The sequence below is a fragment of the Streptomyces sp. NBC_00223 genome, assembly GCF_036199905.1.
In the GTDB taxonomy this organism is placed as follows: Bacteria; Actinomycetota; Actinomycetes; order Streptomycetales; family Streptomycetaceae; genus Actinacidiphila.
In genome coordinates, this window is sequence record NZ_CP108109.1 from 5514408 (window position 1) to 5535907 (window position 21500).

15 protein-coding genes are annotated in these 21500 nt (G+C 70.7%); 9 read left to right on the forward strand and 6 right to left on the reverse strand.

Annotated features, from left to right (window positions below):
- Nucleotides 1-49 precede the first annotated feature (49 nt).
- On the forward strand, nt 50-2599 hold the full coding sequence (locus OHA30_RS23525; protein WP_405785377.1) for a SpoIIE family protein phosphatase: 2550 nt from the start codon (nt 50-52) through the stop codon (nt 2597-2599).
- Between the two features lie 91 nt (nt 2600-2690).
- Here OHA30_RS23525 and OHA30_RS23530 read toward each other — a convergent pair whose 3' ends face one another.
- The 6 genes from OHA30_RS23530 to OHA30_RS23555 all read right to left on the reverse strand — a co-directional run bounded on the left by OHA30_RS23530 (nt 2691) and on the right by OHA30_RS23555 (nt 9266).
- Nucleotides 2691-3437, reverse strand: coding sequence for a PspA/IM30 family protein (locus OHA30_RS23530; RefSeq protein ID WP_328915850.1), 747 nt, complete (start codon nt 3435-3437; stop codon nt 2691-2693).
- An 82-nt stretch (nt 3438-3519) separates the two neighbouring features.
- Nucleotides 3520-5208 (reverse strand): TPM domain-containing protein, encoded by a 1689-nt coding sequence (locus tag OHA30_RS23535; RefSeq protein ID WP_328915851.1) that lies wholly within the window; start codon nt 5206-5208, stop codon nt 3520-3522.
- A gap of 141 nt (nt 5209-5349) precedes the next feature.
- On the reverse strand, nt 5350-6120 hold the full coding sequence (locus tag OHA30_RS23540; protein ID WP_328915852.1) for a succinate dehydrogenase/fumarate reductase iron-sulfur subunit: 771 nt from the start codon (nt 6118-6120) through the stop codon (nt 5350-5352).
- The gene (locus tag OHA30_RS23545) at nt 6117-8042 is read right to left on the reverse strand and encodes a fumarate reductase/succinate dehydrogenase flavoprotein subunit (protein ID WP_328915853.1); all 1926 of its coding nucleotides are present in this window, start codon (nt 8040-8042) and stop codon (nt 6117-6119) included. The genes OHA30_RS23540 and OHA30_RS23545 overlap by 4 nt, the downstream gene beginning before the upstream one ends.
- 1 nt (nt 8043) lies before the next feature.
- The gene (locus OHA30_RS23550) at nt 8044-8874 is read right to left on the reverse strand and encodes a hypothetical protein (protein WP_328915854.1); all 831 of its coding nucleotides are present in this window, start codon (nt 8872-8874) and stop codon (nt 8044-8046) included.
- A 104-nt stretch (nt 8875-8978) separates the two neighbouring features.
- Nucleotides 8979-9266, reverse strand: coding sequence for a hypothetical protein (locus OHA30_RS23555; protein ID WP_328915855.1), 288 nt, complete (start codon nt 9264-9266; stop codon nt 8979-8981).
- A gap of 340 nt (nt 9267-9606) precedes the next feature.
- Here OHA30_RS23555 and OHA30_RS23560 point away from each other — a divergent pair, with 340 nt between their 5' ends.
- The 8 genes from OHA30_RS23560 to OHA30_RS23595 all read left to right on the forward strand — a co-directional run bounded on the left by OHA30_RS23560 (nt 9607) and on the right by OHA30_RS23595 (nt 21486).
- Complete coding sequence (locus OHA30_RS23560) at nt 9607-11397, forward strand: ABC transporter family substrate-binding protein (RefSeq protein WP_328915856.1); 1791 nt, start codon at nt 9607-9609, stop codon at nt 11395-11397.
- Between the two features lie 198 nt (nt 11398-11595).
- Nucleotides 11596-13461 carry a translational GTPase TypA gene (gene typA / locus OHA30_RS23565; protein ID WP_328915857.1) on the forward strand — a complete coding sequence of 622 codons (1866 nt, stop codon included), beginning with the start codon at nt 11596-11598 and terminating at the stop codon, nt 13459-13461.
- 387 nt (nt 13462-13848) lie between these two features.
- Nucleotides 13849-15495: a peptide ABC transporter substrate-binding protein gene (locus OHA30_RS23570; RefSeq protein ID WP_328915858.1), complete on the forward strand. Its 1647-nt coding sequence runs from the start codon at nt 13849-13851 to the stop codon at nt 15493-15495.
- 143 nt (nt 15496-15638) lie between these two features.
- Entirely contained in the window at nt 15639-16562 is a 924-nt protein-coding gene (locus tag OHA30_RS23575) for an ABC transporter permease (protein WP_328915859.1), read from the forward strand.
- Nucleotides 16555-17481, forward strand: a complete 927-nt coding sequence (locus OHA30_RS23580; RefSeq protein WP_328915860.1) for an ABC transporter permease — start codon at nt 16555-16557, stop codon at nt 17479-17481. The genes OHA30_RS23575 and OHA30_RS23580 overlap by 8 nt, the downstream gene beginning before the upstream one ends.
- Before the next feature lie 11 nt (nt 17482-17492).
- Entirely contained in the window at nt 17493-18521 is a 1029-nt protein-coding gene (locus tag OHA30_RS23585; RefSeq protein ID WP_328915861.1) for an ABC transporter ATP-binding protein, read from the forward strand.
- Nucleotides 18514-19587, forward strand: a complete 1074-nt coding sequence (locus OHA30_RS23590) for an ABC transporter ATP-binding protein (RefSeq protein ID WP_328915862.1) — start codon at nt 18514-18516, stop codon at nt 19585-19587. Before OHA30_RS23585 ends, OHA30_RS23590 begins: the two co-directional genes overlap by 8 nt.
- Nucleotides 19588-19842: 255 nt before the next feature.
- Entirely contained in the window at nt 19843-21486 is a 1644-nt protein-coding gene (locus OHA30_RS23595; RefSeq protein ID WP_328915863.1) for a peptide ABC transporter substrate-binding protein, read from the forward strand.
- Nucleotides 21487-21500 lie beyond the last annotated feature (14 nt).

Genomic DNA, 21500 nt, shown 5'->3' on the forward strand with positions numbered 1-21500 from the left:
TACTCGGCTCCAACCGGTCCATGTGTGCTGAGCTGGAGGGGTCGGGCGAGTGAGCGACAGGCCAGCAAGGGCGATTCCGCCCGGCGACGACACGGACACGGCGCGGACCGGGGTCTGGCAGTCGAGCCCGCCCGGCACCCTGTACGACTACATTCGCGTCGCCGCCTTCTCGCTGGACAACCACGGCCGGATCGACCAGTGGAGTGAGCGGGCCGAGGAGTTCTTCGGCATCTCCGCCTCCGACGCGCTCGGCCGGGACCCGGTGACCGCCTTCGCGCCGCCGGAGATCCGGGACCGCGCCCATGAACGGCTCGCGCAGATCCTCGACGGCCGGGAGTGGATCGGCCTCGTGCCGTACACGGACGCGGCCGGCGGCGAGGGACAGGCCGAGCTGTATGTGATGCCCGCCGACCACGGCGCCCTGTGCATCGCCGTCGACGTGGCCACACTGCGCCAGATCGAGACCGACCTGGCCGCCTCGCAGGCGGTTTTCGGCCAGTCGCCGATGGGCTTCGTGCTCTTCGACACCGAGCTGCGGCTGATCCGGGTCAACGACCGCTTCGCCACGGTCTTCGGGCGCGCCTCCGACGGATACCGCGGCCGCGGCCCGCACGACTTCCTGTCCCGGGTGGAGGCCGACCGGCTCACGGCCGCGCTGCGGCAGGTGCTGGAGACCGGCGACCCGGTCCTCGACATGCCGCTGATCGGCACCGTGCCCGGCCATCCCTCCCGCCGCCGGTGGTCGATGTCGCTGTACCGGCTGCACAGCGGCTCCGGGCGGCCGATCGGCGTGGCGGGCCTGGCGATGGACGTCACCGGACGGCAGCGCGCCGAGCGGGAGGCCGCGCACGCCCGCCGCAACCTCGCGCTGCTCAACGAGGCGGGGTCCCGTATCGGCACCTCGCTCGACCTGGAGACCACCGCGCGCGAGCTGCTGGACGTGGCGGTGCCGCACTTCTGCGACCTGGCCTCCGTCGACCTCTACCAGGCGCTGCTGTCCGGCCAGGAGGATCTGGCCGGGACCACGGACGGCAGCGGGGAGGTGCGCCGGGTCGCGTTCGCCAGCGCGGTGTCCGACGCGCCGGTCGCGATGCCGGGGGACGACGACGTGTCCCCCGGCGACGGCCCGGTCTCGGTCGGCTCGGTGCACCGCTACCGGTTCAGCTCCGCCAGCGCCCGCGCGCTGCGCACCGCCCAGCCGCAGGTCATCGAGGGCGACGGCGGGCACGACCTCGGCGGCGCCCTGGTGCAGTCCACGCTGGTGGTGCCGATGGTGGCCCGCGACGTGGTGCTCGGCCTGGTGCAGTTCTCCCGGGCCAAGGGCAGCGAGCCGTTCACCGAGCGGGACCGGATGCTCGCCGAGGAGCTGGCCGCCCGGGCCGCCATCTTCCTCGACAACGCCCGCCTCTACCGCCGAGAACACGAACGCGCCCTGATCCTGCAACGCAGCCTGCTCCCTCCGGACGACCCGGAGGCGGCAGGCTTGGACATCGCCTGCCGCTATCTGCCCGGCAGCATGGAGACCGAGGTCGGCGGCGACTGGTTCGACGTCATCGAACTGCCGGGCCACCGTACGGCGTTGGTGGTCGGCGACGTGATGGGCCGGGGGCTGCGGGCGGCCGTCGCGATGGGTGAACTGCGCACCGCCGTACGGACCCTGGCCATGCTCGACCTCGAACCCGCCGAAGTGCTCACCGCGTTGGACGAGGTCGCCAGCGGCCTGGGCGCCCCCGCGCGCGGCCGCCGCGCGGTGGACCCGGCGGACGCCGACCTCGCCGAGGTCTATCTGGCCACCTGTATCTACGTGGTCTACGACGCGGTCACCCGCCGCTGCACGATCGCCAACGCCGGCCATCTGCCGCCGGTCGTGGTCGAGCCCGACGAGACCCCGCTGCTGCTTGAGCTGCCCAGGGGCGTACCGCTCGGGGTCGGCGGCGAGCCGTTCGAGGAGATCGAGGTCCAGTTGGAGGACGGCGCGCTGCTGGCCCTCTACACCGACGGCCTCGTGGAGTCCCGCAACCTCCCGCTGGACGAGGGCCTGGAGGCCTTCCGGTCCTCCCTCGACGGTCCCGCCCAGCCGCTGGAGGACGTCTGCGACCATGTGCTGGCCACGCTGGACACCGGGCACGGCGAGGACGACATCGCGCTGCTGATGGCCCGGGTGCGCGGTCTGGCCGACGAGTCGGTCGGCGACTGGACGCTGGACTCGCAGCCCACCTCGGTGGCCAGGGCCCGTGAGCTGGCCCGCGACCAGCTGCTCGCCTGGGGCCTGGACGAGCTGGTCGACACCACCGAGCTGCTGGTCAGTGAGCTGGTCACCAACGCGCTGCGGCACGGCTACGGCGACATAAGGCTACGGCTGCTGCTCGACCGCACCCTGGTGTGCGAGGTGTGGGACAGCGCGCTGATGCAGCCGCGCCGCCGCCGGGCCCGGGACACCGACGAGGGCGGCCGCGGGCTGCAACTGGTCGCGATGCTCAGCCAGAGCTGGGGCAGCCGGCGCACCCACCGGGGCAAGACGGTCTGGTTCGAACTCGCCCTGCGAGGCGGATCCGACTCCAGCGGGCCGTCGGTGGACGATCTGCTGAGCATGTTCTGATCTGACCGCCGGGCGCCCGCCCGAGCCGGTCACCGGGCCTTCGCCCGATCGTCGCCCCCATCCCGCGCCCCCCGGTCCTGCATCGCCCGCGTCACACCGCCCCGGACTTGAGCCGGGCCAGCCGCGCGTCGATCTCGGCGGAGCCCGACACCGGGTCCAGCGACTCGAACTGCGTGTCCAGCGAGGACGGGCCCTCCTCCGCGGTGCCCCGGACCCTGGCCTCCTCGCGCCGCAGCTTCAGCTCGAACCTGTTCAGATCGTGGGTCGGGTCCAGTACGTCGACGGTCGCCACCGAGTCCGCCTTCCGGCCGTGGCCGTGCAGATGGTGACCGTGACCGTGGCCGTGCGCGGTACGGGAGCTGGTGATCAGCCGCTCGCGGGTCTCCTTCAGCCGGTCCAGCCGGCTCCGCATCTGGGTCAGGCCCGCCCTGAGCCGGTCGACCACGTTCTTCTGCGCCGCGATCGTCGGCTCCATGAAGGCGGCCTCCTGCTCGGACTCCCACTGATGGCCGAGCGCGATCCGGGCGAGGGTGTCGAACCGTTCGGCCTCCGTCGGGCGGTCGCCCGCGGCCCGCAGCGCCTCCGCGCTCCGGCTGGCCGACAGCGCCCAGCCGCCCCACTCGGCCACCGCGCCCGCGTCCTGGGCGTGGTCCTGTTCCAGCAGCCGCAGATCGCGGACCATGCCCTCCACCACGTCCTCGGCCTCGGAGATATGGCCGGTGTAGTCGTGGATCAGCTGGTCGACCGTCTTCTGCGGGTCCTCGGCCTGGTCCAGGAGCGCGTCGATGTCCGCCTTGGCGAGCTGCGCCACCCGGCCGACGATGGTCTGCTTGGTCATCCGTACTCCCTCGGTCCGCTCGATCCGCCCGGTCTGCCTGGATTCCCTGTGCCCGCCGTCGCCCGCGTCCGGGGCGGCGGCGCTACGACCGGCCGCCGCCCATCCGGCCCCGGGTCTCGCCGCCCCCGAAGCTGCCAGGGCCGCCGCCGAGGTCCCCGCCTCCCAGGCCGCCGCCGTAGCCGCCGAAGCCGTAGCCGCCGTTCGGGCCGCCGCCCAGCAGCTCGCCGAAGATGATGCCGCCGAGCACCGCGCCGTCCGTACCGCCGTCCGTACCGCTGTCCGTGGCCGGCGCGTGGCCTTCGAAGACGCGGACGTCCTGGCGGGCGTACTCCAGCGACTCACGGGCCAGCCGGTCCGCCTCACGGGCGTGCGCCAGCGCGGCGGGCAGGTCCGTCGCGGCCCGGGACTCGGCCTGCCGCAGCCGGCGCTCGGCCTCGGTCAGCCGGGTACGGGCCCGGCTGCCGATCGCGCCCCGGTGGGTGGTCACCACGTCCCCGGCCGCCGCGACCTCGCTGCGGGCCACCAGCAGCGTCTGGTCGAGCCGGGCGCGGGCCCGCTGCCCCTCGGCCTCCTCCGGCGAGGCGTCCAGGGCCGAGCCCGCCTCCCGCACCCGGCGCAGCGCGGCCACCGGGTCGGGCCGGCCCACGGCCAGCTGCTCGCGTACGGCGGCCAGCTCCGTGTCGGCGTGGGCGATCCGGGCCCGCAGGTCGACCGCCTCGGTGTCGACGGCGCCGTCCGCGGCGCCCTCCGCGGCGGGCCGCGTACCGGCCTGCGCGTCGGTGGCCTCGGACGCTCCCTCGGCCAGCCGCCCGCGGGCCTCGGCGAGGTCGGCCTCGGCCTCCGCGAGCGCCACCGGCAGGGCGGCGTCGGCCGCCCGCAGCTCGCGCTCCCTGCGGGTGACGGAGTCCGCGAGGATCGCCGCCTGGTCGAGCGCGCCCTCGGCCGCCCGTACGCAGACGGCGGCCCTGCCGTGGTCCGAGCCGATCGCCGCGCGGGCCCGGTCCAGGCAGGTCCGGGCGAACAGCAGCCGGTCACGGGCCTCGGCCGGGTGATCCGCGACGGGTTCGAGCGCGACCTGCGCGTACCGCTGGGCCATGAGGGTGAGGGCGTTCTCGGCGGCGCCGATCCGGCCGGGCAGCGCCGCCGCCGTGGCCTCGGCCGACTCCAGTACGCGCGCCGTGTCGGCCTCCAGTGCCCGCAGCCGGTCGAACGCCTCCGACTCGGCGTCCAGCCGCCGGTTGGCCTGCGTGCAGCGCGACAGGATCTCGTCGAGCATCTGGCGGCGGGTCTCGTCGTCCTCGGGGTAGGCGTCGTCCAGCTTCTGCCGCAGCCGGAAGGCCGAGGTCAGCTCGCTCCTGGCGTACTCGACGGCCTCCCCGAACGGTTTCGCGGCCTCGTCGCCCACCTGGGCCGCCGCGAAGCCGACGTCCTCCCGGCTGGTGCGCACGGCGTCGTCGGTCTCGGCCAGCAGCCGCCCGGCCTGGGCGTCCAGTTCCGGCAGCGGGGTGAGGGGGGTCGGCTGTTTGGGCTTACCCGGCCAGGTGGTGGCGCCGCGCCCCGCCGAGGTGCGCACGGGCTGCCGCTGGGGGCGGCGGCCGCGGAACGCGAGGAGGGCGACTCCGGCGGCGGCGAGGACCGCGACCACCGGGATCCACAGCTCGCCGGCCCCGTCCCCGGCCGGGCCGGCGACCGGCCGGGCGGCGGCGCAGAGCGCCAGTGCGGCGATGGCGGCGGCGAGCACGGCAGCGGCCGTACGACGTCTTCTGCGCACCGTGCCGCCTCCCGCTCTCCGGGCCACGGCCCTAAGCGTGGCTCCCCCCGGAGGCTATGCCGCCTCCGCCCGCCCCGCGACCGGGACGGCCGGCCCGCTCCCGGCCCGCCCCCGCCGACCGGGGCGGGCCGGGAGCGGGGGCTACGGGGTGCGGCGGCGGATCTTGCTGCCCAGCCAGACCAGCGGGTCGTACTTGCGGTCGGCGGCCCGCTCCTTGAGCGGGATGAGCGCGTTGTCCGTGATCCGGATGTGCTCGGGGCACACCTCGGTGCAGCACTTGGTGATGTTGCAGAGCCCGAGCCCGTGCTCCTCCTGGGCCGCCTGCGCCCGGGTGACGCCGCCCTCGGCCGCCGCGTCCAGCGGGTGCATGTCGAGCTCGGCGATCCGCATCAGAAAGCGCGGGCCGGCGAACGACGGCTTGTTCTCCTCGTGGTCCCGCACCACATGACAGGTGTCCTGACACAGAAAGCACTCGATGCACTTGCGGAACTCCTGCGACCGCTCCACGTCCACCTGCGCCATCCGGTACTCGCCCGCGGCCACCCCCTTCGGCGGGGCGAACGCCGGGATCTCCCGGGCCTTGTCGTAGTTGAAGGACACATCCGTCACCAGGTCCCGCACCACCGGGAAGGCCCGCATCGGGGTGACCGTGACCGTCTCGTCCGGGCCGAAGACCGACATCCGGGTCATGCACATCAGCCGCGGTCTGCCGTTGACCTCCGCGCCGCACGAACCGCACTTGCCCGCCTTGCAGTTCCAGCGGACCGCGAGGTCGGACGCCTGGGTGGCCTGGAGGCGGTGGATGATGTCGAGCACGACCTCGCCGTCGTTGACCTCGACGTCGTAGTCGCGCAGCTCACCGCCGTCCGCGTCACCGCGCCAGACCCGGAAATGCGCCGTGTAGGTACTCACCCGTCGAGCTCCTCGTCCGTCAGGTATTTGAGCAGTTCGTCCCGTTCGAACAGGGCGAGCAGATCGGCCCGGATCGGGTCGGTCGGGCGGCGGCGCAGCGCCACCGGCCCCGGCGCCGAAGCGGCGTCCCCGGCGTCGGGCAGCTCGCACACCAGATTGACCTGCCGCCAGACGCGGTCCATGCCGGGGTGGTCGTCGCGGGTGTGGCCGCCGCGGCTCTCGGTGCGTTCCAGCGCGGCACGGGCCACGCACTCGCTGACCAGCAGCATGTTCCGCAGGTCGATCGCCAGGTGCCAGCCCGGGTTGAACTGCCGGTGTCCCTCGACCCCCACCCGCCGCGCCCGCTCCCGCAGCGCGTCCAGCCGCCCGAGCGCCTGTTCCATCTCCGGGCCGCGCCGGATGATCCCCACCAGGTCGTTCATCACCTGCTGGAGCTCCTGGTGGAGGGTGTACGGGTTCTCGGCCGGCCCCTCGTCGGTGGTCCCCTCGCCGGCGGCGAACGGGCGCAGCGCCTCCTCGGCGGCCGCGTCGACCTGCCCGTCGTCCACGGCAGGCCGCGCCTCGCCGAGCCCGGCCGCGTATCGCGCCGCGGACAGCCCGGCCCGGCGGCCGAAGACCAGCAGGTCGGACAGGGAGTTGCCGCCGAGCCGGTTGGAGCCGTGCATCCCGCCCGCGACCTCGCCCGCCGCGAACAGACCGGGCACTCCGCGGGCCGCCGCGGTGTCCGGCTCCACGTCGACGCCGCCCATCATGTAGTGGCAGGTCGGGCCGACCTCCATCGCCTCGGCGGTGATGTCGACGTCGGCGAGTTCCTTGAACTGGTGGTGCATCGACGGCAGCCGCCGCCGGATCTCCTCGGCGCTCAGCCGGGTGGAGACGTCCAGGAAGACCCCGCCGTGCGGGGTGCCGCGCCCGGCCTTGACCTCGGAGTTGATCGCGCGGGCCACCTCGTCGCGGGGCAGCAGCTCCGGCGGGCGGCGGTGGTGCTCCGGGTCGGTGTACCAGCCGTCGGCCTCCTCCTCGCTCTGCGCGTACTGCGCCTTGAACACCTCCGGCACGTAGCCGAACATGAAGCGCTCGCCGTCGCTGTTGCGCAGCACCCCGCCGTCGCCGCGCACCGACTCGGTGACGAGGATGCCCTTGACCGACGGCGGCCAGACCATCCCGGTGGGGTGGAACTGGATGAACTCCATGTTGATCAGCGGCGCCCCGGCCAGCAGCGCCAGCGCGTGCCCGTCGCCGGTGTACTCCCACGAGTTGGAGGTCACCTTGAAGGACTTGCCGATGCCGCCGGTGGCCAGCACCACCGCGGGCGTGTCGATCACGAACAGCCGGCCGGACTCGCGTACGTATCCGAAGACGCCCGCGACCCGGCCACCGTCGTCCTTGAGGACCCGGGTGACCGTGCACTCCTGGAAGACCTTCAGCCGGGCCTCGTAGTCGCCGGTCTCGGCGAAGTCCTCCTGCTGGAGCGAGACGATCTTCTGCTGGAGGGTGCGGATCAGCTCAAGGCCGGTACGGTCGCCGACGTGCGCGAGCCGGGGGAACTCGTGGCCGCCGAAGTTGCGCTGGGATATCCGGCCGTCCGGGGTGCGGTCGAACAGCGCGCCCCAGGTCTCCAGCTCCCACACCCGGTCGGGCGCCTCCTTGGCGTGCAGCTCGGCCATCCGCCACTGGTTGAGGAACTTCCCGCCGCGCATGGTGTCGCGGAAGTGCACCTGCCAGTTGTCGCCGGAGTTGACATTGCCCATGCTGGCCGCGATGCCGCCCTCGGCCATCACCGTATGGGCTTTGCCGAAGAGGGACTTGCAGATCACCGCGGTCCGCATGCCCCGCTCCCGGGCCTCGATCGCGGCCCGCAGCCCCGCGCCGCCCGCGCCGACCACGACCACGTCGTACGCGTGCCGTTCCACATTCGTCATCTCAGAAGAACCTCGGATCGTCGAATACGCCGCTGGACACCAGGTACACATAGAAGTCCGCGACGCCCACGCTGATCAGCGAGGACCAGGCGAGCAGCATGTGGCGGGCGTTGAGCACCCCGACCCAGCCCCACAGCCGGTAGCGCACCGGGTGGGCGGAGAAGTGCCGGAGCTTGCCGCCGATGACATGCCGGCAGGAGTGGCAGGACAGGGTGTACGCCCAGATCAGCGCGATGTTCACCAGCAGCACCAGGGTGCCGAGCCCGGCGTGGCCCCAGTGGCCGTTCCGGTCGCGGAAGCCGAGCGCGGTGTCGTACGTGAGGATGCCCGCCACCGGGAGCGCGAGATAGAAGAAGTACCGGTGCGCGTTCTGCAGGATCAGCGGCAGCCGGGTCTCACCGGTGTACTTCGCGTGCGGCTCGGCGACCGCGCAGGCCGGCGGGGACGCCCAGAAGCCCCGGTAGTAGGCCTTGCGGTAGTAGTAGCAGGTCAGCCGGAAGCCGAGCGGGAAGATCAGCACCAGCAGCGCGGGGGACAGGGTCCACCAGCCGCCGAAGAGCGCCCAGTCGGCGCCGCCCTTCATGTCGGCGCAGTTGGCCGCCAGACAGGGCGAGTAGAACGGCGAGACATAAGGCGCCGCGTAGTAGTGGGTGTTGGCGAAGGCCCGCCAGGTCGAGTAGACGACGAAGGCGGCCAGGCCGAGCGCGGTGACCAGCGGTGGCACCCACCACCGGTCGGTCCGCAGATGCGGGACGGAGATCGCGGCGCGGCCGGGCGTACGGACGCCGCGCGCGGCTTTCGGTGGCGTGGTGGGAGTGGTTCCGGTGGCCAAAGGGGACTCCGAAGGAGCGGGTCGAGGGGTCGCGGCGGACGACGGGTCGGGACGGGACGGACGCCGCTGTGGGTGACGGGCGGGAACGGGCGGACGCCCCTGGCTCAGGGCGCGTGCCGGCGCGGCGAACCCAGGCCCTCGTCGTCCGCGTCCGCCCACAGCCCCCGGTCGTACGGGGTGTCCGGGACCGTGACCATGTCGACCGGCCGGCTGCTCGCGGCGGCCGGCACCGCGTCCTGGAGCAGGCCGAGGCTTTCGCGCAGGTGACCGGCGTCGGCGCGGACCCGGCGCATGTCCAGGCTGTCGCCCGCGTGCTCGTCGAGCCGGGCCACGCAGCGCATCAGGTCGTCGAGTCGTCGTTGGACCGAGGTCAGGTCGTCGTGCAGGGACATGGAGGTGCCCTCACCATCTGCCGCCGTGCGGTGGGTGACGCGGTGGACTCGCTGCCGCGCTGCGAGTGTTGCGCGTCACACCGCCCCTTGTGAAGACGGCTGCATGGATTGCCGCCACCGGTGGTAGGGCGGCTCGTCGCCGCGGACCTGCCGCCGGCCGGTCCCGTGCCAGGTGGGCCGGGCGGGTGATCCGCGGCCCCCGGCCGCCGTGTCGCCGCCGCAACGGCCCGCGGTTCGTCTGGAGTGGAGCCCGATCACCCGCAGACCCAGCTCAAGCGAGTACGTCTCCGGCCCCTGCCGGACGAGCGGCGGCCGTCGAGGTCGCGGAGGTGTCCGACCCATGAACCGCAGCGCGAATCCGACCGCTGTCCCCCCGGTGTCCCGGTGTCGCGCGGTGCGCGCCGCCGCGGCCCTCACGGCGGGGGCCGCGCTCACCCTCACCGGCTGCTCCTCCGACGGCGGGGCGCACGCCTCGGCCGCCGCCGCCACCGACCTGGCGAACGTCGCCAGGGCCGGGATGCGCGACGGCGGCACCCTGCGCTGGGCCGTCGACGAGACGCCGCCCACCCTGAACGACTTCCAGGCCGACGCCGACGCCGGGACCGCGACCGTGGCGGGCGCCACCCTGCCGACGATGTTCCGCCTCGACCGGCACGGCACCCCGCACATCGACCCGGACTTCCTCACCAAGGCCGCCGTCACCTCCCAGGCCCCCCGCCAGGTCGTCACCTACGACCTGAACCCGGCGGCCAAGTGGAGCGACGGCCGCGCGGTCGGCGCCGCGGACTTCATCTCGCAGTGGAAGGCGCTCGGCGGCAACGACTCCGCCTACTGGACGGCCCGCAACGCCGGGTACGACCGGATCTCGTCCATCTCCCAGGGCGCGACCCCGCAGCAGGTCAAGGTCACCTTCGCCACCCCGTACGCGGACTGGCGCTCGCTGTTCACCCCGCTCTACCCCAAGTCCGTCACGGGCAGCGCCGACACCTTCAACGACGGGGTGCGCACCTCGCTGCCGGTCGTCGCGGGCCCGTTCGCGGTCAAGGCGGTCGACGCCAAGGCCGGTACGGTCACCCTGGTCCGCAATCCCTCCTGGTGGGGGGACCGGGCCAAGCTCGACCAGCTGGTGCTGACCGCCGCGCCGACCGGCAAGCGGGCCGCCGAGCTGGCCGCGGACAAGCTGGACGTCGCCGAGATCGAGCCCGCCTCGCTGGCCGCGGTCAAGCGCACCTCGGGCCTGACCGTGCGCAAGGCCCCGGACGCCGCCTACGCGCAGCTCGCCCTCAACGGCAGCTCGGGACCGCTGGCCGACGAGCGGGTGCGGCACGCGGTGGCCCGGGCCGTCGACCGCAAGAAGATCGCCGAGGCGGTGCTCGGGCCGCTCGGACTGCCCGCCGTGCCGCTCGGCAACCACCTGGTGCTGCCGTCCCAGAACGGCTACGCCGACCACAGCTCCGCGCTCGGCAGGACCGATGTGCAGCAGGCACAGCTGCTGCTCGGCGACGCCGGCTGGCAGCGGTCGACGGTGAAGACCGGTGAGAAGGCCGCCGGGCCCGGCCGTACGGTCGCCTCCGGCGCGCTCACCGTGGTCGAGCCGGACAAGGCCGTGGCCAAGAACGGCAAGGCCCTCACGCTGCGGTTCGTGCTCCCCGCCGACTCCCCGACGCTGGACGACGTCGGCGACCGGATCGCCCACATGCTCTCGGGGATCGGCATCCGCACGGAGATCAGCAAGGTCGACGGCAGCAGCTACTTCCAGGACCACATCGCCTCCGGCGACTTCGACCTGGCGCTCTACTCGTGGCCGGGCAGCGCCTACCCCGCCACCGACGACACCCCGATCTACGCCAAGCCCGTCCCGGCCCCCGACGGCTCGCTGACCGTCGCCCAGAACTACACCCGGGTCGGCACCGACGAGATCGACCAGCTGCTGGCCAGGGCCGGCTCCGAGCTGGACTCCGCGCAGGCCCGCTCCCTGACCGCGCAGGCCGACGCGCGGATCTGGGCCGCCGCCGGGTCCATCCCGCTCTACCAGCGCCCGGAGGTCGTCGCGCTGCGCGGCACGGTCGCCAACGCGGGCGCCTTCGGCTTCCAGACGCCCGTCTACCAGAACCTCGGCTTCCGCAAGTAACCGCCGCCCCGACCCCTCCGCGGGCCCCGCCGATCCCTCCGCCGCGCCGTGCGCCGGGCCCATACGGGCCCCGGCGGGCGGGCGGGGAGCGCCGGGGCCCGTACCATGGGGTAAGGCCGCGGCGTGACCTTGCCCGGCAGGCGAGCGCGTCAACGAGGAACGCGACGCCATCCACGATTCCGGGAGAAGCGCCGCCGCATGTCCACGCGCCACGATATTCGTAACGTAGCCATCGTCGCCCACGTCGACCACGGCAAGACGACCCTCGTCGACGCCATGCTGAAGCAGGCCGGTGCCTTCGCCGCCCACCAGCACCTCGACGACCGGATGATGGACTCCAACGACCTGGAGCGCGAGAAGGGCATCACCATTCTCGCGAAGAACACCGCGGTCAAGTACCACCCGAAGGACGGCGGCGAGCCCGTCACGATCAACATCATCGACACCCCCGGCCACGCCGACTTCGGCGGTGAGGTCGAGCGCGGCCTGTCGATGGTGGACGCGGTGGTGCTGCTGGTGGACGCCTCCGAGGGCCCGCTGCCGCAGACCCGGTTCGTGCTGCGCAAGGCGCTGACCGCCCGGCTGCCGGTGATCCTGTGCATCAACAAGACCGACCGCCCCGACTCCAGGATCGACGAGGTCGTCAACGAGACCTACGACCTGTTCCTGGACCTGGACGCGGACGAGGACCAGATCGAGTTCCCGATCGTCTACGCCTGCGCCCGTGACGGCATCGCCTCGCTGACCAAGCCGGAGAACGGCACGGTCCCCGCGGACAGCGACAGCCTGGAGCCGTTCTTCTCGACGATCCTGTCGACCGTCCCGGCTCCGACCTACGACGAGGACGCCCCCCTCCAGGCGCATGTCACCAACCTGGACGCGGACAACTTCCTCGGCCGTATCGCACTGCTGCGGGTCGAGCAGGGCCACCTGAAGAAGGGGCAGACCGTCGCCTGGATCAAGCGCGACGGCACGGTCTCCAGCGTCCGGATCAGCGAGCTGATGATGACCGAGGCGCTGACCCGCAAGCCCGCCGAGAGCGCCGGTCCCGGCGACATCTGCGCGGTGGCCGGCATCCCGGACATCATGATCGGCGAGACGCTGGCCGACCCGGAGAACCCGATCGCGCTGCCGCTGATCACCGTGGACGAGCCCGCGATCTCGATGACCATCGGTACGAACACCTCGCCGCTGGTCGGCAAGGGCGGCAAGGGCCACAAGGTCACCGCCCGGCTGGTGCAGACCCGGCTGGAGCGCGAGCTGGTCGGCAACGTGTCGCTGCGGGTGCTGCCGACCGAGCGTCCCGACACCTGGGAGGTGCAGGGCCGCGGTGAGCTGGCGCTCGCCATCCTGGTGGAGACCATGCGCCGGGAGGGCTTCGAGCTGACCGTCGGCAAGCCCGAGGTGGTCACCAAGGAGATCAACGGCAAGGTGCACGAGCCGATCGAGCGGATGACGATCGACTCGCCCGAGGAGCACCTGGGCGCGATCACCCAGCTGATGGCCTCCCGCAAGGGCCGGATGGAGACCATGACCAACCACGGCTCCGGCTGGATCCGGATGGAGTGGATCGTGCCGTCGCGCGGTCTGATCGGATTCCGGACGGAGTTCCTGACCCAGACCCGCGGCACCGGCATCGCGCACTCGATCTTCGAGGGCCACGAGCCGTGGTTCGGCGAGCTGCGCACCCGTAACAACGGCTCGCTGGTCGCGGACCGCTCCGGGGCCGTCACCGCCTTCGCGATGACCAACCTCCAGGAGCGCGGGGTGCTCTTCTGCGACCCGGGCACCGAGGTCTACGAGGGCATGATCGTCGGCGAGAACTCCCGCGCCGACGACATGGACGTGAACATCACCAAGGAGAAGAAGCTCACCAACATGCGGTCGTCGAACGCCGACGTCGCCGAGTCGATCGTGCCGCCGCGCAAGCTCTCCCTGGAGCAGTCGCTGGAGTTCTGCCGCGACGACGAGTGCATCGAGGTGACCCCGGAGACGGTTCGCATCCGCAAGGTGGTGCTCGACCAGCGCGAGCGCGGCCGCGCCGCCTCGCGCGCCAAGCGCTGACCGTGCACGCTGTGTGACGAAAGGGGTCCGGGGGGTGTCCTCGGACCCCTTCCTCATGGACTCGGGCCGTCCGATATTCGGACGGCCTGATCTGTATCCGGTGTTGGATAGCTCACATCGTCCGATTCGATCCTGTCTGTCTACGTTCCGGAATGTCCGAATTTCAGGACTGTTCTGGGGCTGGCGTGACCCAAGTGTGACCACGGAGCGTTCATTCCGACCTCGATCGTGTCGGATAGTGGAATGAGTTGAGCTCGGGTCAATGGGTCACGCGCTGAATGGGAGCGCGACTCACGAGCACGGAAGGCCGCAGCCGCTGTCAGGGGTGTCAGCAGGCGTTTGGCCTTCCTTTCACGTAGCGACAGTGACTCCTGAGGAGGCAAACCCATGCGCGGTGCCAAGAGCGCCAAGTGGGTCATAGGTGCGGCAGTCGTCGCCCTCGCGGCAACCGCCTGCGGTTCGAACAGTTCGGACACCAAGGCGGGCGGATCGAACGACGGCATAGTCCGGGCGTGGTGGGGCGACCCCCAGAACCCGCTGGAGCCGGCGAACACCAATGAGGTGCAGGGCGGCAAGGTCCTGGACATGATCTTCATGAACCTCAAGGAGTACGACCCCCAGACGGGTAAGGCCAACCTTGAGGCGGCCGACTCGATCACCACCACCGACCAGCAGAACTTCACCATCAAGCTGAAGTCCGGGCTGAAGTTCTCCGACGGCACCCCGGTGACCGCCGACTCCTTCGTGGACGCCTGGAACTACGGCGCGCTGCTCACCAACAAGCAGCTGAACGCGTACTTCTTCGCCGACATCGACGGCTACGACGCCGTCCACCCGGACGCCGAGGGCGCCGCGCCGACCGCCAAGACCATGTCCGGTCTCAAGGTCGTCGACGACAGCACCTTCACGGTCAAGCTCAACCAGAAGTTCTCCACCTGGCCGGACCGGCTCGGCTACAAGGCGTTCGCGCCGCTGCCGAAGTCGTTCTTCACCGACCACGCGGCGTACCTGAACAAGCCGGTCGGCGACGGCCCGTACAAGATCGTGTCGTACACCAAGGGCAGCAGCATGAAGCTGGTCCCGAACGAGTACTACACCGGCCCGAGCAAGCCGAAGAACAAGGGCGTGCTGCTCAAGGTCTACACGGACTCCAACACCGCGTACGCCGACCTGCAGGCGGGCAACCTGGACGTGCTGGACGACGTTCCGGCCGAGCAGCTCAGCCACGTCAAGTCCGACCTGGACGGCCGCTTCCTCAACCAGCCGGCCGGCATCATCCAGACGGTCTCCTTCCCGCTGAACCAGAAGGCGTGGAGCAAGCCCGGCATGGACAAGGTCCGGCTCGGCCTGTCGATGGCGATCGACCGGAAGACCATCACCGAGAAGATCTTCCAGGGCACCCGTACCCCGGCCAACGACCTCACCTCCCCGGTGCTGGGCGAGGCCGGCGGCTACAGCAACTCCATCGCGGGCGAGTCCGTCGCGTACAACCCGACGAAGGCCAAGCAGCTGATCCAGGAGGGCGGCGGCATCCCCGGCGGCCGGCTGACCATCGGCTACAACGCCGACTCCGGCTCGCACAAGCAGTGGGTCGACGCGGTCTGCAACAGCATCAACAACGTGCTGGGCAACGACAAGGCCTGCGTGGGCGCCCCCACCGGCACCTTCGCGGACTTCCGCAACCAGATCACCAAGGGTGAGATGACCCAGCCGTTCCGCTCCGGCTGGCAGATGGACTACCCGCTGATCGACGACTTCCTGACGCCGCTCTACGCGACCGGCGGCAGCTCGAACGACTCGCACTACAGCAACCCGAAGTTCGACTCGCTGATCAAGCAGGCGAACGCGGAGCCGGACACCGCCAAGGCGACGGCGCTGTACCAGGACGCGGAGAAGCTGCTCTTCAAGGACATGCCCGTCATCCCGCTCTGGTACCAGAACGGCATGGCCGGCTGGTCCTCGCGTGTGTCCCACGTGACGGAGAACGCCTTCAGCTACCCCGTCTACACCGACATCACGGTCAACAACAGCTGACCTGATGCCGTAAGCGCCCGTCCCCGCCGTACCACGGCCGGGACGGGCGCCGCAGGGGGGAACTGACAGCAACCGCTCGCGGTGTGGGTGTCGGCCGGGGCCACGAGCCCCGGCCGACGTCTGCCCCGATCCCTGGAGGACACATGGGGCGCTACGTCATCAGGCGACTGCTCCAGATGGTTCCGGTGTTCATCGGCACCACGTTTTTGATCTTCGTCATGGTCTACGCGCTCGGCGACCCCGTGGCCGCCATGTTCGGCGACCGGGCCCCCGACCCGGCCACCGCGGCCCAGATCAGGCACGACCTGTATCTCGATCACTCGCTGGTCGCCCAGTACATCCACTACATGGGGCAGATCTTCACCGGGAACTTCGGGACCGCCGCCACCGGACAGCCGGTCACCGAACTCATGGGCACCGCCTTCCCGGTCACCCTGCGGCTGACCATGGTGGCCTTCGCGATCGAGGCCGTCGTCGGCATCGGTCTGGGCCTGCTCGCGGGCCTGCGGCGCGGCCGGTTCGCCGACAGCAGCGTGCTCGCCTTCACCCTGCTCGTCGTCGCCATCCCCACCTTCGTCACCGGCTATCTGCTCCAGTACTTCCTGGGCGTCAAGTGGCACGTGGCCAATCCGGCGGTCGCCGAGGGCGCGCCCTTCGGTGACCTGATCATGCCCGCCGTGGTGCTCGCGGGCGTCTCGCTCGCCTATGTGGCCCGGCTGACCCGTACCTCCGTCGCGGAGAACTCCCGCGCGGACTATCTGCGCACGGCCGTCGCCAAGGGCCTGCCCCGGCGCCGGGTGGTCACCGTCCACCTGCTGCGCAACTCGCTGATACCCGTGGTCACCTTCCTCGGCACGGACATCGGCGGCCTGATGGCCGGCGCCGTCGTCACCGAGCGGATCTTCAACATCCACGGCGTCGGATACCAGCTCTACCAGGGCATCCTGCGGCAGAACCCGCCGACCGTGGTCGGCTTCGTGACGATCCTCGTGATCATCTTCCTGGCCGCCAACCTGCTCGTCGACCTGCTCTACGCGGTCCTGGACCCGAGGATTCGCTATGCCTGAACTGACCGACAATGGCCCCGTGGAGGCGTCCGCGGCCAGGCCCGCGGGTCCGGCCGACGCGGTGCGGCGCGAGAAGGCCCGCAGCCTGGCGGGCGACGCCTGGCACGACCTCAGCCGCAAGCCGATGTTCTACATCGCCGGGCTGCTGATCCTCTTCCTGATCGTCATCTCGATCTGGCCGAGCGTGATCGCCAGCGGCAACCCGCTGTCCTGCAACCTGGCCAAGTCGCAGATGGGCCCGACCGGCGGCCATCCCTTCGGCTACGACACCCAGGGCTGCGACGTCTACACCCGCACGGTGTACGGCGCCCGCGCCTCGGTCAGCGTCGGCATCCTCACCACGCTGGGCGCGACCCTCATCGGCTCGTTCCTCGGCGGTCTGGCCGGGTTCTTCGGCGGGGTGTGGGACACCCTCATCTCGATGCTGAGCAACATCTTCTTCGGCATCCCGATCCTGCTCGGCGGCGTGGTCTTCCTCTCCGTCGTCAAGGGCGGCTCGATCACCACCGTCACCACCTTCATGGTGCTGCTGGGCTGGCCACAGATCGCCCGTATCGCCCGCGGCGCGGTGATCACCGCCAAGGAGCAGGACTACGTGCAGGCCGCGCGGGCGCTCGGCGCCGGCAACGCCCGGATGCTGCTGCGGCACATCGCGCCCAACGCGCTCGCCCCGATCATCGTGGTCGCCACGATCGCGCTGGGCACGTACATCTCCCTTGAGGCGACGCTGTCGTTCCTCGGCGTCGGGCTCAAGCCGCCGGCGGTCTCCTGGGGCATCGACATCTCGCAGGCGTCCAACCAGATCCGCAACGCCCCGCACATGCTGCTGTGGCCCGCGGGAGCGCTCAGCCTGACCGTGCTGGCGTTCATCATGCTGGGCGACGCGGTACGCGACGCCCTCGACCCCAAGCTGCGCTAGGAGGGCGTACGTTGACTGTCATCGACGAGACCGCGGGCGCCTCCGCGCCCGCATCGCACACCGCTCCGCTGCTGGACGTACGGGATCTGCACGTCGAGTTCCACACCCGTGACGGTGTGGCCCGTGCCGTGAACGGCGTGAACTACTCGGTGAACGCCGGGGAGACGCTGGCGGTGCTCGGTGAGTCCGGGTCCGGCAAGTCCGTCACCGCGCAGGCGGTCATGGGCATCCTCGACATGCCGCCCGGCCGTATCCCGCACGGCGAGATCCTTTTCCAGGGCCGGGACATGCTCAAGATGTCCGGCGAGGAGCGCCGGAAGATCCGCGGCCGGAAGATCGCCATGATCTTCCAGGACGCGCTCTCCTCGCTCAACCCGGTGCTCTCGGTCGGCTACCAGCTCGGCGAGATGTTCCGGGTGCACGAGGGGCTGTCCCGCAAGGCGGCCAAGGCCAAGTCCATCGAGCTGATGGACCGGGTGCGCATCCCGGCCGCCGCCCAGCGGGTGAGCGACTACCCGCACCAGTTCTCCGGCGGTATGCGCCAGCGCATCATGATCGCGATGGCGCTCGCCCTCGAACCCGATCTGATCATCGCCGACGAGCCGACCACGGCCCTCGACGTGACCGTGCAGGCGCAGGTGATGGATCTGCTCGCCGAACTCCAGCGCGAGTTCAACATGGGCCTGATCCTGATCACCCACGACCTCGGGGTGGTCGCCGACGTGGCCGACAAGATCGCCGTGATGTACGCCGGCCGGATCGTCGAGACCGCGCCCGTGCACGAGATCTACCGCTCGCCCGCCCACCCGTACACCAAGGGCCTGCTCCAGTCGATCCCGCGGCTGGACCAGAAGGGCCAGGAGCTGTACGCGATCAAGGGGCTGCCGCCGAACCTGCTGCACGTCCCCTCGGGCTGCGCCTTCAACCCGCGCTGCCCGATGGCGCGGGACATCTGCCGCACCGACGAGCCGCCGCTGCACACGGTCGGCGCGGGACGCGGCAGCGCCTGCCACTTCTGGAAGGAGACCCTCGGTGAGTGAGCTGAACCTCTCCAAGTCGGGCGGGGCCGCGGACTCCGCGCGCGAGCCGATCCTGCGGGTCCGCAATCTGGTCAAGCACTTCCCGCTCACCCAGGGCATCGTCTTCAGGAAGCAGATCGGCGCGGTCAAGGCCGTCGACGACATCTCCTTCGACCTGTACCCGGGCGAGACGCTGGGCATCGTCGGCGAGTCCGGCTGCGGCAAGTCCACGGTCGCCAAGCTGCTGATGAACCTCGAACAGGCCACCTCCGGCGAGGTGTTCTACAAGGGCGAGGACATCACCCGGCTGACCGGGCGGGCGCTGAAGGCCGTGCGGCGCAATATCCAGATGGTCTTCCAGGACCCGTACACCTCGCTCAACCCGAGGATGACGGTCGGCGACATCATCGGGGAGCCGTACGACATCCATCCGGAGGTCGCGCCCAAGGGCGACCGGCGCAAGCGGGTCCAGGAACTGCTGGACGTCGTCGGGCTCAACCCGGAGTACATCAACCGGTATCCGCACCAGTTCTCCGGCGGCCAGCGCCAGCGCATCGGCATCGCCCGCGGTCTCGCGCTCAACCCGGAGATCATCATCTGCGACGAGCCGGTCTCGGCGCTGGACGTGTCGGTGCAGGCGCAGGTCGTCAATCTGATGGGGAAGCTCCAGGACGAGTTCGGCCTGTCCTACCTCTTCATCGCGCACGACCTGTCGATCGTCCGGCACATCTCGGACCGGGTCGGCGTGATGTACCTGGGCAAGATGGCGGAGATCGGCACCGACGCCGAGATCTACGAGCACCCCACCCACCCGTACACCCAGGCGCTGCTGTCGGCCGTGCCCGTGCCCGACCCCACCGCGCGGGAGCACCGGGAGCGGATCATCCTCACCGGGGACGTGCCCTCGCCGGCGAACCCGCCGTCGGGCTGCCGCTTCCGGACCCGCTGCTGGAAGGCGGAGGCCCGGTGCGCCGAGGAGATCCCGCTGCTGGCGGTCCCGGCGCGGTACGCGGACGCCGGCACCCCGGCCGCGCACGAGTCGGCGTGCCACTTCGCCGCAGAGCGGGACGTGGTCGGCGCCGCCTGACACACCGTCGCACACCTGTCGTACAAAAAGGGGCGCTCCCCGATCCGGCACCGCCGGGCGAGGGGCGCCCCTTTTTGTACGACCATCGGCCGGACGCCGCTGTGTACGCCCACGCGGGGATCGGTTTCTGACGCCGTGTCCAGTCGTGGCCAACACATTGGGGGCTGCGACACGAGGGATAATAAGTGCGGGTTTGCCGGTATTGATGTGTCATGGGGAGTCAAGTGTCATTTGTTACCCATGAGGAGGCACGCGATGCGCGGAGCCACGCGCGTGAAGTGGGCCGTCGGCGTGACGGCGGTCGCTCTGACTGCCGCAGCCTGCGGCAGCAGCAGCGACAACGGCGGCGGCAGCGGAAGCGGCAGTGGCGGCGTCGTCCGCGCCTCCTGGGGTGACCCGCAGAACCCGCTGGAGCCGGCGAACACCAATGAGGTGCAGGGCGGCAAGGTCCTCGACATGATCTTCCGCGGTCTGAAGAAGTACAACCCGAAGACCGCCAAGGCCGAGAACATGATCGCCTCCTCGATCACCAGCGGCGACTCGCAGAACTTCGACATCAAGCTCAAGCCGGGCTGGACCTTCAGCAACGGCGAGCCGGTCGACGCCGACTCCTTCATCAACGCCTGGAACTACGACGCGCTGCTGAAGAACGCCCAGCTCAACGCGTCCTTCTTCAGCTACATCGACGGCTACTCCAAGGTGCACCCCGACGCCACGGGCGCCAAGTCCTCCGCCACCACGATGTCCGGGCTGAAGAAGGTCTCCGACACCGAGTTCAAGGTCAAGCTCAACCAGAAGTTCTCGCTGTGGCCGGACACCCTGGGCTACGCGGCCTTCTACCCGCTGCCCAAGGCGTTCTTCAGCAACCACGCCGCCTGGCTGAACAAGCCCATCGGCAACGGGCCGTACGCGATCCAGTCGTACACCAAGGGCTCCAAGATGAGCCTGCGCAAGTGGGACGGCTACAAGGGCCCGGACCCGGCCCAGAACAAGGGCGTGGACCTGCGGGTCTACACCGACAACAACACCGCGTACACCGATCTGCAGGCAGGCAACCTCGACCTCGTCGACGACATCCCCGCCTCGCAGCTCAAGAACGTCAAGTCCGACCTCGGCAGCCGCTACATCAACGAGCCGGCCGGCATCATCCAGACCATCTCCTTCCCGCTGTACAACAAGCGGTGGTCGTCCGCGCAGTCCGCGAAGGTCCGGCAGGGCCTGTCGATGGCGATCAACCGCAAGCAGATCACCGAGCAGATCTTCCAGAAGACCCGCACCCCCGCCACCGACTGGACCTCGCCGGTGCTCGGCGACGCGGGCGGCTACAAGGCCGGGCTGTGCGGCGCCGAGTGCACCTACGACCCGGCCAAGGCCAAGAAGCTGATCCAGGAGGGCGGCGGCATCCCGGGCGGCAAGATGACCATCGGGTACAACGCCGACACCGGCTCCCACAAGGAGTGGGTGGACGCGGTCTGCAACAGCATCAACAACGTGCTGGGCAACAACACCGCCTGCGTCGGCGCCCCCACCGGCACCTTCGCCGACTTCCGGAACAAGATCACCAGCAAGCAGATGGACAACCCGTTCCGGTCCGGCTGGCAGATGGACTACCCGCTGATCCAGGACTTCCTTCAGCCGCTGTACTACACCGACGCGTCGTCCAACGACTCGCACTACAGCAACCCGCAGTTCGACAAGCTGGTCAACGAGGCCAACGCCGAGACCAGCACCCCGGCCGCCGTCGCCAAGTTCCAGGACGCCGAGAAGCTGCTGGTCACCGATATGCCGGCGATCCCGCTGTGGTACCAGAACGGCAGCGCGGGCTACTCGGACCGGATCACCGATGTGGCCCTCAACCCCTTCAGCGTCCCGGTCTACAACGAGATCAAGGTGAAGTGACACCCCCTGGAGGC